The sequence below is a fragment of the Corynebacterium sp. CCUG 70398 genome (genome assembly GCF_024454055.1).
GTDB classification, from domain to species: Bacteria; Actinomycetota; Actinomycetes; order Mycobacteriales; family Mycobacteriaceae; genus Corynebacterium; species Corynebacterium genitalium.
This window is the reverse complement of record NZ_JAGPYZ010000003.1, coordinates 197178-217071: the sequence shown is the minus strand read 5'-3', so window position 1 is coordinate 217071 and position 19894 is coordinate 197178. Positions and strand designations below refer to the sequence as shown.

Sequence of the window (19894 nt, the reverse complement as noted above, 5' to 3'; positions counted from 1 at the left end):
CCCCGACCCCGCACGGGCGTGCGGGAAAGAAGCCAGTGTCTTACCTTACGCCACCCAGGCAGAAAACTGTTACTCAGCCGCTATTGCCCAGCGCTGAGGTCTGCATTGGAGTGAATGTCGATCTTCCACCCCGTCAGTCGGGCCGCCAGGCGTGCGTTCTGGCCCTCGCGGCCGATGGCGAGTGAGAGCTGGTAATCCGGCACGACCACGCGGGCTGTTTGCGCGTCGTGGTCGACCACGTCCACGCGCACGACCTTCGACGGTGCGAGCGAGTTACCGACGTACACAGCCGGGTCGTCGGAGAAGTCGACGATATCGATCTTCTCCCCACCGAGGGACTCCATGATGTTGGTGACTCGGGCGCCGCGCGGCCCAATACATGCGCCCTTGGCGTTGATGCCCTTGGCCACACCCTTGACGGCCACCTTTGAGCGGTGGCCGGCCTCGCGGGCAATCGCGACGATCTCGACGGAGCCGTCAGCGACCTCAGGGACCTCGAGGGCGAACAGGCCGCGCACGAGCTCCGGGTGCGTCCGCGAGAGGTTGACGGTGGTCCTGCGGTCGCCGCCGGAGACACCGACGACATAGCACTTCACGCGGTCACCGTGCTCCAGCTTCTCGCCCGGAATCTGCTCCGCGGGCAAAAGGATGCCGTCTTGGGGGTCAGATTCCGTACCCAGTTGCACCACGACGATGCCGCGCTCGTTCGCGCTGGCGTCGCGCTGCACGACACCGGAGACGACCTGGCCTTCCAGCTCCGAGTACGCGCTGTAAGCGCGGTTGTCGGCGGCCGTGCGCATGCGCTTGAGAATTGCCTCGCGCACCGCCTGCGCACCTACGCGGGAAAAGTTCACCGGGGTGTCGTCATACTCGGAGATGACGTTGCCGTCGTCGTCGAGCTCGCTGACCATGACGGCCACGGCACCGGTCTGCGTATCAATGTCGACACGAGCCTTCGTGCCCTCCCCCGCTGCGCCGGTACCGAATTCATCTTTGCCCTCGCGGTAGGCGAAGAGCAGCGCGCTGGCGATCGTGCCCAGCAGGTCATCGACGGGGATTCCTGCCTCTGACTCGATCTGCTTCAGCGCGGCGATGTCAATATTCACTTGTCGTCCTTCCTGACTTCAGCTTCTGCACCGGATTGCTCCGCACGGCCCTCCACGTCGGCAAAGCTCATGTTCGACAGCTCAACTTCTGCCTCCGGTGCTGCGTTGAACTCAATTTCTACCACCGCACCCGACACATCCGAAATGGGAGCGACCCGCACGCCCGGTTCGTCGGACTTCTTAGCGGCTGGGCTGATCAACGCGACATTTTCCTCCGCGTCATCGAGCGGGCCAACGCGGTAGATGTCACCACCTAGCTTCACGCGGCGCCCCCGGTTGCGCCGCCAGTGACGCGGCTGCGTCAGCGGAAGATCCACGCCCGGAGTAGTCACCTCCAGGGTGTATCCCGCGCCGAAGTTAACGGTGCCGGCAGCTTCTGCGGCGTCGAAAAGCTCGCTGAGCTCGCCCGAGACTTCCTCGAGCTGGTCCAACGTCGGTGCTTCGTCAGCCGCGAGAGCGACGACCACCTGCGATTTCTTGCCGGCCTTGACGGTGCGCACAGCCTCAATGTCCAACCCTCGTGCGTCTGTGACGGGGCGGATGAGCTCTTTCAGTTCTTCGACTTCCGGAAATGCCATGAGAACCACTGTACGGGCGGGCCGGTACAGTCTTCCACGTGAAGTTTTCCCGCACCCTCGCCGCAGTAGCTCTCACCGCGGCGGCGCCCTTGACCGCCTGCTCGCCTATCGACGTCTTCGGCCCCCACCCCGACGGAGACCTGCTCACCCTGGCGCGCCAAGCGGAAGCGGACGCGGGAACGCTCGACGGGGATGCTGCAGGAATGCGCGAGTTCCACGCCCGCCAGCTTTTCGACGAAATCACCCGCCTCTGCGGCACCGACTCCGCAGGTCTTCCTCCCTCATCCTGTGAGGTGGAGCGCGGCCCCGGCGACGCCACCGGCGCCAAGGACGATGTGGCAGCGGCGGTCGCCTTGACTGACGCACTCGTCACCCAGAGCGGCAAGCTTCCCGACGAGTCCGTTCCGTTGGTCGTGGCGCAGGCGGTCGACCTGACAGCGAGCCTGGACGCTCCCGGATCCGACGACTGGGATTTCCCGGTGCCGGAGGAACCCATCGCCGACGAGTCCGTGGCAGAGACCGCCGCCGGGCTGATCAAAGAAGAGCATGCCGTTCAGTTCGGCCTCGATCTCGCCTCCGCCTACGCTGACGACGAGCTCCAGGCACGCATCGACAATCTGCGTCCGCTTCACGACATGCGCATCGACGCCATGCGCGACGCCTTCCCCGACCTTCCCCCGCGTGCGCCCGGTTATGAGGTCGACGGCGGAGGCCCCACCAACCCCGGCGAAGCTGCCGCATTTGTGGACAACATCGAAGCCACCCTTGTTGACCGGTGGCGCACAGCTGCCTCCGACGCGTTCACCGAGGATGCCCCGGCCGAGTGGCGCACACTGGTGATCCATTTGGCGGCGCACGCCCAGCACGCCGCCAACACCGCTTAACCGGCTTAACAGTGGCGGAGTGGCTCAGACCACCAGCGTGAGCTCTCTGTCGCTGATCTCGACAGTCATCCCCGCAGCCTCAGCGATCGCGGCAACTCCTTGAATACCCGTCACCGAATCCGCATCCGGTGCCGATGCCAGCACGCGGGCCAGCTCGCCTTTGTAGTGCTTGTTGAAGTGGCTGACGACCTTTCGGCTGCCGTCCTCCTGCACCGACTCCACCCGCACCGTCACCGCGCCGAGCACCGGCCCGAGCTGCTGGTACGCACCGGAGCGCATGTCCACGACGAAGCCCTGCTCCTGTAAGACATCCGTGATCGCGCTGCCCCAGCGCTTCTTCATGGTGGGGATCGAGTTCTTCTGTGCGGCAGCATCAGTTTTCCGTACAGGCAACTTCGACCCGCCCGAGAGTCGGTAGCGCGGAATCGTGTCCGACCCCATCACCACGCCGAAGAGTGCTGAACCGATCGCGATCCGCGAGACGGCGGGGTCGGTCAGGGTGGCGGCGTCGAGGGCGTCGTAAAGCACCCCGGTGTAGCGGTAGATGGCCGGCATGACAGGGGCGCGCAAAAGCGCTCTGTTCTCCTCGGCCTCTTCACGCTTGGTCGCGGGCAGTTTGAGCGCGGCCATCATCTCGTCGACATCGAGCGCAGCCAGATCCTCCATGATCTCCTGGCGGATCGGATCGAGGCTGGAAAATGACACGTCGAGGCCGTCCGACTCGCCGCCGGGGGCCTTCGTTTCAGACGGTGGGAGCACGATGAGCATGGCCCACACCCTAGCGCTAAACTTGCAGCTTATGATCACACGCCTCTCCACCCTGTTCCTGCGCACGCTGCGCGAAGACCCCGCCGACGCCGAAGTGCCCAGCCACAAGCTGCTGGTGCGCGCTGGGTACATTCGCCGCGCCGCGCCGGGCGTGTACTCCTGGCTGCCGCTGGGGTTGAAGGCCGTGCGCAACATCGAGGAGATTGTGCGCGAAGAGATGAACGCCATCGGCGCCCAGGAGCTGCTCTTCCCCGCGTTGCTACCGCGCGAACCCTACGAGGCGACCAACCGCTGGACCGAATACGGCGACGACCTGTTCCGCTTGCAGGACCGCAAGGGAACGGACATGCTGCTCGGGCCGACGCACGAGGAGATGTTCACCCTCGCTGTGAAGGATCTTTACTCCTCCTACAAGGATTTCCCGGTCACGCTGTACCAAATCCAAACCAAGTACCGCGACGAGGCGCGCCCGCGCGCCGGAATCCTGCGCGGCCGTGAATTCGTGATGAAGGACTCCTACTCTTTCGACATGACCGACGAGGGACTGTCCGAGTCCTACGCTGCTCACCGTCGTGCTTACCAGGCGATTTTCGACCGTGTCGGCCTGAAGTACGAGATCTGCCAGGCTACGTCGGGCGCCATGGGCGGTTCCGCGTCCGAGGAGTTCCTCGCCTACTCCGACAACGGTGAAGACACCTTCGTGGTGTCCACTGCAGGCGACTTCGCTGCCAATGTGGAGGCTGTGCAGACGATCGCCCCTGCAGACCGTCCGGTCGAGGGGCTGCCGGAGGCGGTTGTCCACGAAACCCCGGCGTCCGAAACGATCGAGTCGCTCGTGGATTGGGCCAACTCGGCCGGTGTGAACGTCGAAGACCGTGAAGTCACCGCCGCTGACACGCTCAAGTGCATGGTGGTCAAGATCGATGACCCGCGCGTTGTTTCTGAGGATGGCACGCCTGTCGGACCGCAGCTGACCGGCATCCTCATGCCCGGTGACCGCGCTTTGGACGAGAAGCGCCTTGAAGCCTCGCTCGAGCCCGCGGCGTTTGAGCTTGCCTCCGACGAGGACTTCGCGAAGTCGTCCTTCCTGGTCAAGGGCTATGTCGGCCCGCGCGGCCTCAACGCTAACGGCGTGCGCGTGCTCGCCGACCCGCGAGTGGTGGCTGGCTCTTCGTGGATCACGGGTGCCGATGCTGCGCAGCAGCACGTCGTCGGCCTCGTCGCCGGACGTGACTTCGAGATCGACGGCTACATCGAAGCCGCAGAGATCAAAGAGGGTGACCCCTCCCCGACCGGCAACGGCACCCTTCGCCTGGCGCGCGGTATCGAGCTCGGCCACATCTTCCAGCTCGGCCGCAAGTACACCGAAGCCATGGACGTGCAGATCCTCGACGAGAACGGCAAGCGCGCCGTGCCCACGATGGGCTCCTACGGCATCGGCGTGACCCGCATGCTCGCCGTGATCGCTGAGCAGCTTCACGACGACAAAGGCCTGGTCTGGCCTGTCGAAATCGCCCCCTACCAGGTACACCTGGCGGTGGCGAACAAGGACGCCGCTGCGATGGAAGCTAGCGAGCGCCTCGTCGGCGAGTTCGAGGCCGCCGGTATCGACGTGCTTGTCGACGACCGCCCCAAAGTCTCCCCCGGCGTCAAGTTCAAAGATGCCGAGCTGCTGGGCATGCCGTTCATCGTCATCCTTGGGCGCTCGTTTGCCGACGGCATCATCGAGCTGCGCATCCGCGGCGGCGAGAATGGCGGGGAGATCCTCGAGGTGCCGGCTGACGAGATTGTTTCCCGCGTCCAGGAGCTCATCGCCGCGGCCCGCTAGCCGCTGGTCCGTCCGCCCGCACGCTGGCCCGGCCGCCCGCACGCTGGCCCGGCCGCCCGCACACTGGTCCGTCCGCCCGCACGCTGGCCCGGCCAGCGAGCCTCGCACGGTTCGCCGATCATGGTTCGTCTTCTAGCGCGACCAGGGGTTTTGCGGAACGGCGAACCATCGAAGGCGAACCACCAACGGCGAACCACCGACCGCAGACCGCTACGCAGCACCGTTCTCGATCCCCATCAGTGCTTCCCTGACCATCCCCACAAACCCGCCGGGATCCCGGAGTAGCTCAGCTGGCTGAACCCGCCGTAGTGGATAGCCTTGATTCTGGATGTAGACGGCTCGATCTCTTTCTCTGCGCAGGGTCTCATCTAGCGGTTTGTAGGTGACGCCGTCGTACTTCTCTTCACCGTCCACTTCGACACCCAAGCGGCCTATCATCATGTCCACCGTGAACGGTCCGATCTGCACCTGGGTTCGGATGCAGGTAATCCCGTCCTCGATGAGAAGCGCTCGAGCGTAGCTCTCGTAGGCCGATTGCGAGTTGTCTACTGCGTAGGCCAGGATCTGCCGTAGGACTGGTACTCCTCGTCGGCCGCGCATCATCTGTATGCGCCGTTTGAGTTCGCGTTTGGTCACCGTGCCGGTCATTAGCAACCAGTCGAATGCGACGAGTCCTTCTTTGAACCCATGAGTCACTGCAATGTCGAAGGCGGTCCGCACGTGGTCGGTTACCCGCACCCCGTCGATGTCTAGCACTTCGGTATCGGATGGAGCCCCTTTTCTGTACACGGTCCCTCTTCCCCATTTGTGCTTCCCCGGCACTGCTCCGGACGGCAGCATCAGCTCGGCTTGTTCCGTGCTGGTTGCGACTACCCACATCCCGAGAACTCGCGCAGCTGTCCTTCCGCTCAGGACAGCCTTGTTCATTGTTTTACCCACCGCTACTGCTCGGAGCCATTGTTTTTCGTGGTATTTGAGCTTGGTAAGGACTGTTCTTTCGATAGCGTACTGGCGGGAGAGCGCGATAAGTTCCCCGTCCACGAGCCGCTGGAGCAACTCTGTGTGCCCCCGGGATGCCTCGCGCACATCCACGAGCATCCACAACAATTCTTCCGCACGATTCTTCTTCAAGGTTCCGCCTAACACTTAGCCTTACCTCGTTAGACCGCTCCCGACCCCCTTTCGGTTCCCTGTTAACCTGAAACAATGCGCACCCGGCACATTTACATCGCGTCTCTGCTGGTTTCATTGGCTGCGTTCGTGTTCATCATGCTGCAGTTCGACCAGATTCCCGACCAAGTCCCCATGCAGACTGGGTTTGATGGCACGGTCAACCGCACGGATCTGAAATCGGTGAAGTCGGCGACGTTTGGTGTGTGGTTCGCCGCGTTGTTGACGTTCGCACTGTGGGTGTCGGGCCCCAAAGCGCCCTTTGCTTATCGACGCATGCCTGTCCCCGACAGTTCCGACATCCCGTTCTCACAGACGGCGGCGGACAAGACGGCGCGTTTCTTGGCCAGTCAGGACCGGGCGATGGCGTGGATGGCCCTCGCGGTGGCCATCTCGAGTGCTTTCCTGCAGATCACGATGAGCCTGCCCGCTTTCCGGGTTCCTGAAGGGGTCGGCGTGGTGGTGCTCATCGTGGCCATCGGCGCAGCAATGGTCAACCTCTTCCGTAGCATGCTGCAATGGCAAAACGTCCTGGCTGAAATGCCTACCGATGAGGACGAAGTGGAGCGCAAGAAGCACTTCGGCTATGGCAGCGCAATAGGTGTGTACAAAGAGCCGAACGACCCGATGGTGATGCAGATTTCGCCGTTCAATAACGCGAACGTGGAGATGAACTGGGCTCATAAGCCGGTGCGGCAGCGCACCTTCCTGATGCTGGCTGCATTCGTAGTCGTCTTCGTGGCAGTGTTCATCTAAGGGTAAGCATGCGCAAAACTGCTCTCGGTTTTCTCGCCGCTTTGTTGATTGTCTTTGGCGTCGTCCTCGAGATGACGCTGCAGGAAGACACTCCGACCCCAGCTCTGGCCGATGGCGAAACCGCAAAGGTGGAGCGGGTTGTCGATGGCGACACCCTTATCGTCCACTCCGGCGGTGATCGGCTGCGGCTGCGTCTGCTCAACATCGATGCCCCGGAGCTCGCCCGTGACGGTCAGCCTGAGGAGTGCATGGGCAGCGCCGCTGCGCAGCGTCTCGAGGAGCTTGCTCCCGTCGGCTCAACAGTCACCCTCGTCTACGACAAGGAGCGCCAGGACCAGTACGGGCGCGACCTCGCCGCGGTGTTCGACGGGGACGTCTTCATCAACGAGGTTCTGGTCGAAGAGGGGCTAGCGCGCGCTGTGGTCTATCAGTCGAATGACACCTACTATTCGCGCATGCAGTCGGCGGAGGCCGCCGCCCGCCAAGCGCAGTTGGGGATGTTCAGCCCCGAGTGCCACGCAGGACGGTGAACTTCTGGTTCCGTGCCACCTGCTCCACGGACGTGAACCGCGCCTCAACCTCGCCGCGGTAGCGCAGGTGCGAGTTATGCACCATGAATAGCTGACCGCCAGGCGCTAACAGGCGCGCAGAGGCATCAAGCAGGTGTTGGACCAGCGTCGCGTCTACGCCTGCGCGGTCATGAAACGGCGGGTTCAGGGCGACTGTGTCAAAAGTCCCCGCCTCCCACTGCGAACCTGCATCATCCCAGGTCGCTTCAATGCCCAGAGCACGGGTGGAGAGGACGGCGTCAGCATCAGCGTCCGTCGCGGTCGCATCGACTCCCGCTTCGAGCAGTCGCTTGACGACGCTCCCGTTCCCGCACCCCAAATCCAGCACCTTCCCCAGTTCCGCCTTGGAATCCAGGAGCGTGGACGTGAGCAGCGCCCCGCCGTAGTCCTCCCGCGCGCCGGAGAACACTCCTCCGACGGCGGTGAACCCGCCTGCTTCCACCGGCGAGTAGGCAACGTCGCGCGGCCCTGACGCGATGAGGCAGCGAAACTTGCCGCGGCCTCGCGAGGCAGCTACCTCCGCGAAGGAAGAAGCAAGCTCGTCGTTCATCGAACGGGCAAGATGCTTGTTGTTCCCTCCGAACACCACTCGGCCGACACCAGCCGAAGCCAGTGAGCGCGCGAGATAGTCGAGCCGGCCCAAAGACTTTGGCATTTCTCCCACGGCCACGGCCCCCGCAGGAGCGCGGGAGACCAGGAACTCATCGGCACGCAAGGGGCCGTCGATGCCGGCGACAACGGCGCCAGCTGCGTTCGCGGCGTGGGCGCGGGTGTAGTCGGCATCAACGCAGTACACCGGTGCCCCCGTCTCCAGAGCAGCAGCAACCAGGTCACCTGTCGGGTCATCGCACACGACAACAGCCCCAGGCGTAGAGAGATCGGCGACTTCGAGGATGAGGCTATCCAAGGACCTCAAGGCCAGCCACCTCCCCAATGACGTACACAGCCGGGTTGGTCACGCCTTCTTGCTCCATGACGTCCGCTAAGTCCCCGAGCGCCGCCCGGAATTGCCGCTGGTCTGCGGTTTCGCCGTCTTGGATGACGGTGGAGGGGGTGGAAGGGGGCAGGCCTGCGTCGATAAGCGCACGCGTGATGGGGCGCACCTGGCGCACGCCCATGATGACCACGATGGTCCCGCCGACGCGCGCGAGAGCGTCCCAGTCGACCAGGGAGCGCGGGTCACCGGGTGCGAGATGGCCGGAGACGACCGTGAAGGAATGGGTGACCCCGCGCTGTGTGACAGGCACGCCGGCTGCTGCGGGGACAGACGTCGCGCTGGTCACACCGGGGACAACTGAGCACGGGACGCCGGCGGCAGCGCAGGCTTGCAGCTCCTCGAAACCACGGCCGAATACATACGGGTCCCCGCCTTTGAGCCGCACGACGCACTTGCCGTCTTGGGCGTGGGTGACCAGCAGCTCGTTGATGCGTTCTTGTGCGACCTGCTTTTTGTACGGCAGCTTGGCCACGTCAATGACGTCTTTGCCGGTGAGGTCAAGAAACTGGTCAAGCTGATTCGTGGGGCCCAAGTGGTCGGTGAGAATCACATCCGCCGCTTCAAGAGCACGCAGTCCGCGCACAGTGATCAGGTCCCACTCGCCCGGGCCGCCGCCGACTAGGGTCACGTGTCCGTTCGTCATGGCGATCAAGTCTAGGCTAGGGCCATGCCTCACATTGTCGACGCACTCCCCGACATGGCCATCCCCGCGCGCGGCGCGGACTTTCCTGACCCACAGATCGTGGTGCTCAACGAGCCACTCGCTGCGGAGCTCGGCTTGGATTCCGCCTGGCTGCGCAGCACAGACGGCATCGCGTGGCTCACTGGGGCGAGCGGCGGCCACGCCATTGCGTACGCCGGGCATCAGTTTGGCCAGTTCGTGCCCATGCTTGGCGACGGTCGCGCCCTCCTCCTCCCCAACCCCCATCCCGCGAATGAACGTTACGAGTTCCAGGCCAAAGGCTCCGGCCCGACTCCGTTTTCACGGCCCGGTTCGGACGGGCGCGGTGCGATTGGCCCGATGCTGCGGGAGTACCTGGTCAGTGAGTTCATGCATGCAGTGGGCATCCCGACCACCCGCTCGCTGGCCGTGCTGAACACTGGGGAGACGGTGCTGCGCCAGCAGGGGCACATCCCGGGCGGCATCGTGGTGCGGGTGGCGCGCAGCCACCTTCGTGTCGGCTCCGTGCAGTACGCGGCCATGCGCTCGCACGAGCTAGTGCGCGACGTGGTTGCCGCTGCTGGATTCGAGGATCCGGAGGACCTGTTGTCCACCGTCATGCAGCGCCAGCTCGACCTTGTGGCGCAGTGGATGAGCATCGGCTTCGTCCACGGTGTGATGAACACCGACAACACCGCCCTGTCTGGCGAGACCATCGACTATGGGCCGTGCGCGTTCACTGAGAAGTTCCGTGGTGACGCAGTGTTCTCTTCCATTGACCGGGGTGGGCGCTACGCCTTTGGCAACCAGCCCAACATCATGGCATGGAACCTCGCCCGCCTCGCCGAGGCGCTGCTTCCCGTGAGCAATGAGGACGCACTGCGCGAAGTGCTCGCGGAAGTTGAGCCGACCTGGGAGAGCGCTTGGGAGAAGCACATTCTCGATCCGGACGCTCTCGCTGCCGCTGAGGACATCACCGCCTACAACCGCGAGCACCGCGATGGGCCAGTCTTCATTCCCCGCAATCAAATGCTGGAGAGGGCTATCACCGCTGCGGAACAAGAAGGCACAGTCGAGTCCTACCTTGAGCTGCTCGCAGCCGTTGCTGACCCCTATAACGACAAAGCGGGCCCGGACTGGATGGCCGAGCCCGAAGGCGATATCCCGTTTGTCAGCTTCTGCGGGACATAGCTGACGCTAGATCACGCCTACCGATAGCTTAGTCGTGCGCGCTGGTCGTGCCGGAAAACTCCCGAGGCTCGTCGAGGCGCAAGGTCTTCAGGGTGTACGCCCACTGCTCGTCGTAAACGCTCTTCTCACGCATGAGGGACTTGCCGTAGGTCGGGATCATGTCGTAGAGCTTCTCGCTCCAGTCGATCATGCGCTCACCGAAGCAGCGCTCGAGCAGCTCGAGCATTGCAGCCGGGGCGATAGACGCACCCGGGGAAGCGCCGAGAATACCGGCGATCGTGCCGTCCTGATCGTTGACCAGAGCGGTACCGAACTCGAGGGAGCCGAAGTGCGGCGGGGTGGCCGGTTTGATGATCTGGACGCGCTGGCCAGCGATGACCTCTTCCCAGTCCTTGCCGTCAGCAGACGGCATGTACTCGCGCAGGTCTTCAACGCGGCCGTCGAAAGGCTTGAACACTTCTTCGACGAGGTACTTGACCAAGTCGAAGTTCCAGCCGGCAACGCCCAGGTAGGACGGAATGTTGTCGACGCGGATGGACTTGAACAGATCCAGGTAGGACCCCTTCTTGAGGAACTTCGGGGTCCAGCCACCGAAGGGCCCGAACAGCAGGGACTGCTTGCCATCGATAACACGCAGGTCCAGGTGCGGTACCGACATCGGCGGAGCACCGACCTTCGCCTTGCCGTAAACCTTGGCCTGGTGCTGCTTGACCAGTTCCTGGTTGGTGGTACGCAGCCACGCACCGGAGATCGGGAAACCAGCGTAACCGCGGACCTCGGGCACGCCAGCCTTGCGCAGCAAGTCCAGCGCGTAACCGCCGGCGCCGACGAAGACGAAGCGTGCGCGGGTGGTCTCCTTCTCACCGGTGTGCAGGTTCTTGGCGGTGACGTGCCAGAAGTTGCCCTTCTTCTTGATGTTGGTCACTTCGTGGCCGTAACGGACCTCCGTGCCTACCTGCCCAGCGTGGTCGATGAACTGGTTAGTGAGCGCACCGTAGTTGACATCGGTACCCGCCGTGGTCCAGGAGATCGCGACTGGCTCCTTGTCGAAGTCGCGGTCCTTCGCCATGAGTGGCAGCACCTCGGCGAACTTGTCGCGGTCGGTCGTGAATTCCATGTCCGGGAACATGTAATTGTCCTTCAACGCGTCGTAACGGCGCTGAAGATAGTCGATCTGATCGTCGCCCTGGGCGAAAGAGACGTGCGGGACCGGGTTGATGAACGCGGTGGGGTCCGTCAACACGCCTTCGAGAACCTGGTGGGACCAGAACTGGCGAGACACCTGAAATTTCTCGTTGATGTTGATGGCCTTGGAAACATCGATACGGCCGTTCTTCTCCGGCGTGTAGTTGAGCTCGCACAGCGCGGAGTGGCCAGTACCCGCGTTGTTCCACGGGTAGGAGGACTCCAGGGATGCGCCGTCGAGACGCTCGTAGATCAGCTGGGACCAGCTCGGCTCCAGCTGGCGGATCATCGCGCCGAGCGTGGCGCTCATGATTCCGGCACCGATAAGCAGGACGTCAACCTCGTCCCCTTGGGTGTTCTTCTTGGACTGCTGGGACTGGGTTGCTGACACCTTTATGACCTCTTTGATCTTGTCACCTTTGAATGCTTTTCCGCATTCTACTCCTCCTCCATTCCACGCGAGTAACAACGCCTTAGCAAATCAGCTCGCGCCCACAGTGGCGCCAAGAAGAGACCTAGGACACGCTTCAGGACGCGCTCTAGGATGGACAGCATGGACTTCGACGCTACCGACCTGAACTCATTGAACTGGATCGACGACGAACTCGATGGTTTTCTGCGCGCGACACTCCCCCTAGGCCGTGATCCAGACGGAGAGGGCGAGGTCGCCGCGGTCCTCGTGCAGTCCCAGCCGGATGAGCCGACCGGCAAACCTGCTCTGCTGTGGGTGCACGGAATGTCGGATTACTTCTTCCAGGAGCACGTCGCCAAGCATTACAAGGAGCTCGGCTACCCGTTCTATGCGATCGACCTGCGCAAGTGCGGCCGCGCCCACAAGGAAGGCCAGCGCTGGCACTACACCACTGACCTGCGTTACTACTACGACGAGCTGACCGCAGCGACGAAGCTCCTCGCCGCCAAGCACGGCGCCGTTATTCCGCTCGCCCACTCCACCGGTGGCCTTATCGTCCCGTTGTGGATCGACCACGTCCGCCGCCATGACTGGCGCACGCACCAGCAAATCGCCGGCCAAGTGCTCAACAGCCCCTGGTTGGACATGCAGTTCCCGGGCTGGGCGGTGAAGGCGCTCAAGCCCGTGGTCAACGTCTTCGGCGCGAGGTTCCCCAACCTGCGCCTTCCTTCCGTCGGCGAGGGCACGTACGGCGAGTCCATTTATAAAGGCCGTCACGGCCACTGGGACTTCGATACTGAGAAGAAGGCGATTGGCGGCCACGACAAATACCTCGGCTGGCTGCGCGCCGTCATGGTCGGCCAGGACCGTATCCACGAGGGTTCTGTTGACGCAGGCGTGCCTACCCTGACGCTGTGCTCGGCCGACTCCTACCTGGGTAAGCCCTACTCGGCCGCTGCCGACTCAGCTGACACGGTCCTTGATGTCGAGCAGATCAAGCACTGGGCCCCGTTTGTCTCCGACAAACACAACGAGACCAAGCCTATCGACGGTGCCCTTCACGACGTCTTCCTATCCCTCCCGCACGCCCGCCAAAAGGCGTTTGACACCCTCGACGAATGGTTGGAGAACCTGTGACAAACCCGACCCACTACGACCTGATCATCATCGGTTCCGGCTCCGGCAACTCGTTGCCCGGTCCGGAGTTCGACGACAAATCCATTGCGCTGATTGAGGAGAACCCGCAGTTCGGCGGCACTTGCCTTAACGCCGGTTGCATTCCGACGAAGATGTACGTTGTCGCCGCCGACACTGCAGCTGCTGCCGCGAACTCGGAGCGGCTCGGCATCCACACCACCTTCGAGGGTGCGGATTGGCCGGCCATCGTCGACCGTGTCTTCGGCCACCGCGTCGACGTGATCTCCCGTTCCGGCGAGGAGTACCGCCGCGGCGAGGAGTGCCCGAACATCACCCTCTACAACGGCCATGCGGAGTTCGTCGGCCCAAAGACGCTGACCACGTCGATCGACGGTGAGCCCGCCACGATCACCGGCGACACGATCCTCATCGCCGCCGGCTCCCGCCCGTTCATTCCACAGGTCATCCTCGACTCCGGTGTACCGTTCCACACCAACGAGGACATCATGCGTCTTCCGGAGCAGCCGAAGACGCTCACTATTCTCGGTGGCGGCTACATTGCGATGGAGTTCGCCCACGTCTTCCAGTCGCTAGGCACACACGTGCGCATTGTGAACCGCTCGCCGTTCATGCGCCACTTAGACAAAGACATCCACGACCGCTTCAACGCTCTGGCAGCTCCACGCTACGAAACGCACGTGGGTCGAACGGTCTCCTCCGCATCGCACGATAGCAGCGGCGTCACGCTCACGCTTGACGACGGCTCCACCCTCACCTCCGATGCTCTCCTCGTTGCCACCGGACGCGTGGCCAATGGCGACCGTCTCAACCTGGATGCCACCGGGATTGAGATGCATGACGACCACCGCATCAAGGTTGACGAGTATGGCCGCACGACCTGCGAGGGCGTGTGGGCTATTGGCGACGTCTCGTCCCCGCACATGCTCAAGCACGTCGCTAATGCGGAACTGCGCGCAGTGCGCCACAACCTTCTCAACGACGATCTGGTCAAACTCCCCCACGACCACGTTCCGTCCGCAGTGTTCACCTACCCGCAGATCGCATCTGTCGGTCTCACCGAGCAGCAAGCGCGCGACGAGGGGTACGAGGTGACCACCAAGATCCAGTCCTACGGCGACGTCGCTTATGGCTGGGCCCTGGAGGATTCCACCAGCGCCGTCAAGCTCATTGCCGACAAGAAGACCGCCAAACTCCTTGGTGCTCACTACATGGGCCCACAAGCCGCGACTCTGATCCAACAGATGATCACCGTCATAAGTTTTGGATTAGATTTGCGTGACGTGGCGCGTCGCGAGTATTGGATTCACCCTGCCCTCGTGGAGGTCACGGAGAACGCGATTCTGGGTCTCGATTTCGAGTTTCCGCCGGTCTAAGGTTCCACCGCCGCTCAATCCGCGCAGTCTGTACGCTCCCTGGCAGCCGTCCAGGTTCCTGAGAGACACATCAGAACCTGAAAATTACCAGGTCATGTAGGCAAAGCAGCCTGCCATGCGCTAGTATGTTTCTCTGGAAAGTGGATCAGACTTCCAGCAAACTCCAATCTTGCTTGAAGCCTGGTTCCACTTGCCCCCACCTAGATCCACAGAAAGGGATTCGTATTATGCGTAAGTTCCGCAACGCCGCACTCGCCGGCGCTACCGCGATGGCACTGACCTTCGGCGGCACCTCCGTTGCAGCGGCTGAGGAGAACACCGACCAGACCAACACCCAACCGGGCGCCAACCAGGACGCTACCGACCAGGAAACCAACGGCCAGAACGAGAGCGAAGCTTCCGAGAAGAAGGAAACCGAGATCAACGGCCGTGAGATCTTCGGCCAGAAGCCGAACTGGGACGCGGTTCCTTCCTCCTGGAAAGCGATCTACGCAGGCACCTGGATCCTTGGCATCGTCGCAGTGATCGCAGCGATCGCTGGTCCGATCGACAACTTCATCAAGTACGGTCCGTTCGCTAAGTAGCTGCGTGCGAACTTCCACAACCAATTCATCTTTCAAGTAGTAAGGAAATAACATGCGCAAGTTCCGCCACGCTGCCCTCGCAACCGCAACCGCTACCGCCGTCGCTTTTGGTGGCACCTCCGTCGCAATCGCCGCTGATGGCGAACCAAAGCCGGCGGCTACTTCTGGTTCCAGCACCACCGGTTTCCGTAACGATGGCAACGACTCGACCCGCAAGGACCTGATCCAGAAGCTCGGCGAGCAGAACCCAGTCACCAAGATCGGTCACGCCACCAACGCTGACACCGCCGCCAACAGCAATGACTTCTTCAAGAACCCGGAGAACATGCCGCAGTGGGCACGCATCTGGCGTGAGGCTTTCAACATCGTCGCCATCCTGGCCGGCATCGGCGCTGTCATCGGTGCTGGAAACTGGGCTCTGTACAACGGTTACCTGCCGCAGATCCCGTGGTAAACAGACTTCTAGATTCGCTCTAGATTCCCATAGAAGAACGGGAGCCGCTTCGGCGGTTCCCCTTTCTTCGTGCGCATGCGATGCAGCACCAGGCCTGCGGACTAACGCTGCGAGTCCGGAATGGTCAGGATCTCGTTGCCGTGGTCGGTGATGACGATGGTGTGCTCGAACTGCGCGGTGTACTCACCGTCGCGGTTCTGGACGGTCCAGCCGTCGTCCCAGATGTCGTACGGCAACTCGCCCAGGTTGATCATTGGCTCGATCGTCAGGGTCATGCCGGGCTCGAGGACATCGGTGTAGGAATCGGAATCGTAGTGCAGGACGACGAGGCCATTATGGAAGGTCGGGCCGACACCGTGGCCGGTGAAATCGGTGACCACGTTGTAGCCGAAGCGCTTTGCGTAGGCCTCGATGACGCGCCCAATGACGTTGATTTGGCGGCCAGGCTTGGCGGCCTTGATGCCGCGCATCATGGCTTCCTCAGTGCGTTCGACAAGGAGGCGGTGCTCCTCGGCAACCTCGCCGGCGAGGAAGGTCGCGTTGGTGTCACCGTGTACTCCGTTCTTAAAGGCGGTCACGTCGATGTTGACGATGTCGCCTTCCTGGATCACGGTCGTATCCGGGATGCCGTGGCACACGATCTCGTTGAGCGAGACGCAGGTGGATTTCGGGTAGCCTCGGTAACCCAACGTTGACGGGTAAGCACCGTGGTCGATCATGTATTGGTGGGCGATGCGGTCGATCTCATCCGTCGTCACACCGGGGGCAACGGCAGCGCCAGCCGCTTCGAGAGCGTTCGCCGCGATACGGGACGCCTCCCGCATCGCCTCAATGATCTCCGGGGTTTGGATGACCGGCTCGCCGACATTCTCCTGGGCCTCGCTCTTCCAGACGTATTCAGGGCGTTCAATGTCCGCAGGCACCTCGAGTTGCGGGGTCGGCTTGCCGGGGGTGAGTTTTCCTCGTGGGTTCATGCGGGCCATGTTAGTCCCGCGCACCAAAACCGAACGGGGCGGGTCCGAGGCAGCATTCTAGTATCGCCCTTCAGCCCGAAAACTGGCCCAGAACCAGCCGGAAAAGGCTCGGAAGGCGATACTGAAAATGTACAACCGGCGAGACCCGCGCCCGCCCCTGCAGTTACTCGGGCTTCGGCGCTCCCGCCTCCGGCCCCGGCTCATCAATGTTGCGGAACATCGCGTCGGTAACTGCCACCGCCGCCTCGGACCCGCCCCCGAGAACGATGAGGGTGGCAAAGGCGATGTCGTCGTCACGGTATCCGGTGAACCAGGAGTGGGATCCTTCATTGATCTCGGCCTCACCGGTCTTTCCGCGGATGTCCCCGCCGGCGCCCATGCCGCCTGCGGTGCCACCCGGCCCGGTAACGGACTGCATCATGGAGCGCAGACCGTCGATAGCCTGAGGGTTCGGCTTCGCGGCCGTCTCGCTGGCCTTGGTCTCCTCCCCCTTGATCAAGTACGGCATCGGCGTCTCCCCGCGCGCGGCAGTAGCGGAGACAAGCGCCATGCCGAAGGGGCTGGCAAGGTCGAGGCCCTGGCCGTACCCGGCTTCCGTGCGGTCGAGCGGTTCTTCGCCGACGGGGATGGAACCAGTCATGGATTCCAACCCCGGAATCTCGTAGTCGATCCCCATACCGAACTGCTTGCCCACGCTCTGCAGCTCCCCCGGCTCGAGCCTCGTGGAAATGTCGGCAAACGTGGTGTTGCACGATCGCGCAAACGCAGTGTCCATTGGCACATTGCCCAGGCCGAATCCGGCGTAGTTGTTGACCACGCGCCCGTAGATATCCATCGATCCCGGACACGGCACGACCGACTCCGGCGTGAGCCCCTGCTTCTCCATTCCGGCGAAGGAGGTAATGATCTTGAACGTCGATCCCGGCGGGTACTGCCCCATCATGGCCAGGTTGCCGTCTTCATCGGCGGCTTTCGTCTGCGCCACAGCGAGAATTTCCCCTGTCGACGGGCGAATGGCCACGATCATCGCCTTCTGCCCGTTGATCGGCTCGAGGGCTTTCTCCGCCGCCGTCTGCACTTCATGCGACAAGCTGATGCTTATCGACGGCGACGGCCGCGCCTCATGAAACTCCACATCCTCCATCTCATTACCGTTTTCGTTGACAACGGCGATCTTCCACCCGGAGTCGCCTTCAAGGTCATCGCGGACGACTTCGCCAACGCGGGCCATGATGTCGGGAGCAAAAGATGGGTCGTTGTTGACCATTGAGGCTTCTTCGTTGAGCCGCACACCCGGGGTGCCCTTAAGGACGTCTTGGACGATCTTGTGCGTGCCAGCCGGAATCATCGCCACGGAGTAGACACCGGTGACGGACAAGAGTGAACTCTGCAGCTCGCCGGCTTCTCGGGTGGGCACAGACGAGTCCTCGGCATGGGCCTTCTCCAACGCGGAGGAGACGGCTGAGGCAACCTCGGCGTGGTTGCGCACTGCCTCGGTGTCCACAAGCAGACGGTAAGCAATGCCGGGGCTGAGCAGTGCCACTCCATCGGAGGAGACCACATTTGCTTGATCGGCGGGTACGGTACGCAGCTCCAAGTGGTGGCTGGCACCAAGCCGCGGGTGGAGGATCGAGGGCTGCCAGCGGATCGTCCAATCATCGTTGGACTGGGTCAAGGTCATCGACGCGTCATAGGACACGTTGCGGCCGCGCGGAAGTTGCCAGTCGAAGGTGTAGGTCGCCGTGGCGATGTTCTCTTGCTGGTCCACGTGGTTCAACGTGGCGGTGACACCCTCCATCTGCAGGCCGCCGACGGTGGCTTGGATAGAGGGGATGGCGGTGTCGGGGTCGTCGACAAGCTCCGACATCGCGTCGTAATCGAGCTCCTGCAATGCTTCGAGGAAGTCGTTGGCCACTGGCTGAGCGGGGTTCGGTTTCGGTGTGCAGGCCACCACCCCGAAGGCGAGTGCGAGCACAGCGAGGATCCCCGCAACACGCACTGTCAGCCTGGATTCCATGGGAGTTTAAAATAGCAGCGCGGCAAAGTTCTCCCACGCTGCCACTCTGAGCGGGTCGAAGGTCTACCTGGTGACCTTGACCTCAGCCTTGGCACCCTCGATCTCCTCGAGGCCCTCTTCCTCGGCGATGCGCTCTGCGTGAGCGATGAGGGTCTCCACGATCTTGGACTCCGGCACGGTCTCCACGACCTCGCCCTTAACGAAGATTTGGCCCTTACCGTTACCGGATGCCACACCGAGGTCGGCGTCGCGGGCCTCACCGGGACCGTTGACAACGCAGCCCATGACGGCGACGCGCAGCGGGTACTCCATGCCCTCGAGGCCAGCAGTGACCTCCTCGGCGAGCGAGTAGACATCCACCTGGGCGCGGCCACAAGACGGGCAGGACACGATCTCCAGCTTGCGGGGGCGCAGGTTGAGCGACTGGAGGATCTGGTCGCCGACCTTGATCTCCTCGACCGGGTCAGCGGACAGGGAGACACGGATGGTGTCACCAATGCCCTCGGCAAGCAGCGCACCGAAGGCCACGGAGGACTTGATCGTGCCCATGAAAGCCGGGCCAGCCTCCGTCACGCCGAGGTGCAGCGGGTAATCACACTGCTCAGCCAGCTGGCGGTAGGCCTCCACCATGAGCACCGGGTCGGAGTGCTTCACCGAGATGGCAATGTCGCCAAACCCGTGCTCCTCAAACAGGCTCGCCTCCCACAAGGCGGACTCCACGAGCGCTTCCGGGGTGGCCTTGCCGTACTTCTGCAGCAGGCGCTGGTCCAGGGAACCACCGTTGACACCAATGCGGATCGGGATGCCAGCGTCACCGGCTGCCTGGGCGACCTCTTTAACGCGGCCGTCGAACTCTTTGATGTTGCCGGGGTTGACGCGCACGGCAGCGCACCCTGCCTCAATCGCAGCGAAGATGTACTTCGGCTGGAAGTGAATGTCGGCGATGACCGGGATCGGGGATTTCTGCGCGATGGCCGGCAGCGCTTCAGCGTCCACCGTCTTCGGGCAGGCCACACGCACAATGTCGCAACCGGACGCGGTCAGCTGCGCGATCTGCTGCAGCGTGGCGTTGATGTCGTGCGTCTTCGTGGTGGTCATCGACTGCACGGTGATGGGGTGCTCCGAACCGACACCGACACCGCCGACGAAGAGCTGGCGGGTCTTACGGCGCGGAGCGAGGGTCGGAGGCGGGCCTTCGGGCATGCCCAAACCGATGGGTTGATTCATGG

19 protein-coding genes are annotated in these 19894 nt (G+C 62.9%); 9 read left to right on the top strand and 10 right to left on the bottom strand.

The window, feature by feature from the left end:
- Positions 1-80 precede the first annotated feature (80 nt).
- On the bottom strand, positions 81-1106 hold the full coding sequence (nusA, locus tag KBX07_RS05605) for a transcription termination factor NusA (RefSeq protein WP_255994988.1): 1026 nt from the start codon (positions 1104-1106) through the stop codon (positions 81-83).
- A complete protein-coding gene (rimP, locus tag KBX07_RS05600) occupies positions 1103-1684 on the bottom strand; it encodes a ribosome maturation factor RimP (RefSeq protein WP_040423632.1) in 582 nt (193 codons plus the stop codon). Before rimP ends, nusA begins: the two co-directional genes overlap by 4 nt.
- A 38-nt stretch (positions 1685-1722) precedes the next feature.
- Between rimP and KBX07_RS05595 the strand changes: the two genes are divergently transcribed.
- Positions 1723-2568, top strand: a complete 846-nt coding sequence (locus KBX07_RS05595; protein WP_255998339.1) for a hypothetical protein — start codon at positions 1723-1725, stop codon at positions 2566-2568.
- Between the two features lie 24 nt (positions 2569-2592).
- Here KBX07_RS05595 and yaaA read toward each other — a convergent pair whose 3' ends face one another.
- Positions 2593-3336, bottom strand: coding sequence for a peroxide stress protein YaaA (gene yaaA / locus KBX07_RS05590; RefSeq protein ID WP_040423630.1), 744 nt, complete (start codon positions 3334-3336; stop codon positions 2593-2595).
- Between the two features lie 31 nt (positions 3337-3367).
- Here yaaA and KBX07_RS05585 point away from each other — a divergent pair, with 31 nt between their 5' ends.
- The gene (locus KBX07_RS05585) at positions 3368-5164 is read left to right on the top strand and encodes a proline--tRNA ligase (RefSeq protein ID WP_040424378.1); all 1797 of its coding nucleotides are present in this window, start codon (positions 3368-3370) and stop codon (positions 5162-5164) included.
- Between the two features lie 210 nt (positions 5165-5374).
- On the opposite strand, the gene KBX07_RS05580 is transcribed toward KBX07_RS05585, so the two are convergent.
- Positions 5375-6295: a hypothetical protein gene (locus tag KBX07_RS05580; protein WP_256023361.1), complete on the bottom strand. Its 921-nt coding sequence runs from the start codon at positions 6293-6295 to the stop codon at positions 5375-5377.
- 75 nt (positions 6296-6370) lie between these two features.
- On the opposite strand from KBX07_RS05580, the gene KBX07_RS05575 reads away from it, so the two are divergent.
- Positions 6371-7090 carry a DUF1648 domain-containing protein gene (locus tag KBX07_RS05575; protein WP_256023360.1) on the top strand — a complete coding sequence of 240 codons (720 nt, stop codon included), beginning with the start codon at positions 6371-6373 and terminating at the stop codon, positions 7088-7090.
- 8 nt (positions 7091-7098) lie between these two features.
- Positions 7099-7620, top strand: coding sequence for a thermonuclease family protein (locus KBX07_RS05570; protein WP_256023358.1), 522 nt, complete (start codon positions 7099-7101; stop codon positions 7618-7620).
- Here the strand turns inward: KBX07_RS05570 and KBX07_RS05565 are convergent.
- Both KBX07_RS05565 and cobA read right to left on the bottom strand, forming a co-directional pair.
- Positions 7592-8575: a class I SAM-dependent methyltransferase gene (locus KBX07_RS05565; protein WP_256023357.1), complete on the bottom strand. Its 984-nt coding sequence runs from the start codon at positions 8573-8575 to the stop codon at positions 7592-7594. The genes KBX07_RS05570 and KBX07_RS05565 overlap by 29 nt on opposite strands.
- Entirely contained in the window at positions 8559-9299 is a 741-nt protein-coding gene (gene cobA / locus KBX07_RS05560; RefSeq protein WP_256023355.1) for a uroporphyrinogen-III C-methyltransferase, read from the bottom strand. The genes KBX07_RS05565 and cobA overlap by 17 nt, the downstream gene beginning before the upstream one ends.
- A gap of 24 nt (positions 9300-9323) precedes the next feature.
- On the opposite strand from cobA, the gene KBX07_RS05555 reads away from it, so the two are divergent.
- A complete protein-coding gene (locus KBX07_RS05555; protein ID WP_256023354.1) occupies positions 9324-10508 on the top strand; it encodes a protein adenylyltransferase SelO family protein in 1185 nt (394 codons plus the stop codon).
- A 28-nt stretch (positions 10509-10536) separates the two neighbouring features.
- On the opposite strand, the gene mqo is transcribed toward KBX07_RS05555, so the two are convergent.
- A complete protein-coding gene (mqo, locus tag KBX07_RS05550; protein WP_256023352.1) occupies positions 10537-12084 on the bottom strand; it encodes a malate dehydrogenase (quinone) in 1548 nt (515 codons plus the stop codon).
- Positions 12085-12237: 153 nt separating this feature from the next.
- Between mqo and KBX07_RS05545 the strand changes: the two genes are divergently transcribed.
- From KBX07_RS05545 to KBX07_RS05530, 4 genes are all read left to right on the top strand, one after another.
- On the top strand, positions 12238-13242 hold the full coding sequence (locus KBX07_RS05545) for an alpha/beta hydrolase (RefSeq protein WP_256023351.1): 1005 nt from the start codon (positions 12238-12240) through the stop codon (positions 13240-13242).
- Positions 13224-14636 carry a mycothione reductase gene (gene mtr, locus KBX07_RS05540; RefSeq protein ID WP_256023349.1) on the top strand — a complete coding sequence of 471 codons (1413 nt, stop codon included), beginning with the start codon at positions 13224-13226 and terminating at the stop codon, positions 14634-14636. The genes KBX07_RS05545 and mtr overlap by 19 nt, the downstream gene beginning before the upstream one ends.
- 227 nt (positions 14637-14863) lie before the next feature.
- Positions 14864-15220 carry a hypothetical protein gene (locus tag KBX07_RS05535; RefSeq protein WP_256023348.1) on the top strand — a complete coding sequence of 119 codons (357 nt, stop codon included), beginning with the start codon at positions 14864-14866 and terminating at the stop codon, positions 15218-15220.
- A 52-nt stretch (positions 15221-15272) separates the two neighbouring features.
- The gene (locus KBX07_RS05530) at positions 15273-15674 is read left to right on the top strand and encodes a hypothetical protein (RefSeq protein ID WP_256018418.1); all 402 of its coding nucleotides are present in this window, start codon (positions 15273-15275) and stop codon (positions 15672-15674) included.
- 101 nt (positions 15675-15775) lie between these two features.
- On the opposite strand, the gene map is transcribed toward KBX07_RS05530, so the two are convergent.
- The 3 genes from map to ispG form a co-directional block, all read right to left on the bottom strand.
- Positions 15776-16648: a type I methionyl aminopeptidase gene (gene map / locus KBX07_RS05525; protein WP_256023346.1), complete on the bottom strand. Its 873-nt coding sequence runs from the start codon at positions 16646-16648 to the stop codon at positions 15776-15778.
- Between the two features lie 163 nt (positions 16649-16811).
- Positions 16812-18665 carry a penicillin-binding transpeptidase domain-containing protein gene (locus tag KBX07_RS05520; protein WP_256023345.1) on the bottom strand — a complete coding sequence of 618 codons (1854 nt, stop codon included), beginning with the start codon at positions 18663-18665 and terminating at the stop codon, positions 16812-16814.
- Between the two features lie 63 nt (positions 18666-18728).
- Positions 18729-19892 (bottom strand): flavodoxin-dependent (E)-4-hydroxy-3-methylbut-2-enyl-diphosphate synthase, encoded by a 1164-nt coding sequence (ispG, locus tag KBX07_RS05515; protein WP_005289697.1) that lies wholly within the window; start codon positions 19890-19892, stop codon positions 18729-18731.
- Positions 19893-19894 lie beyond the last annotated feature (2 nt).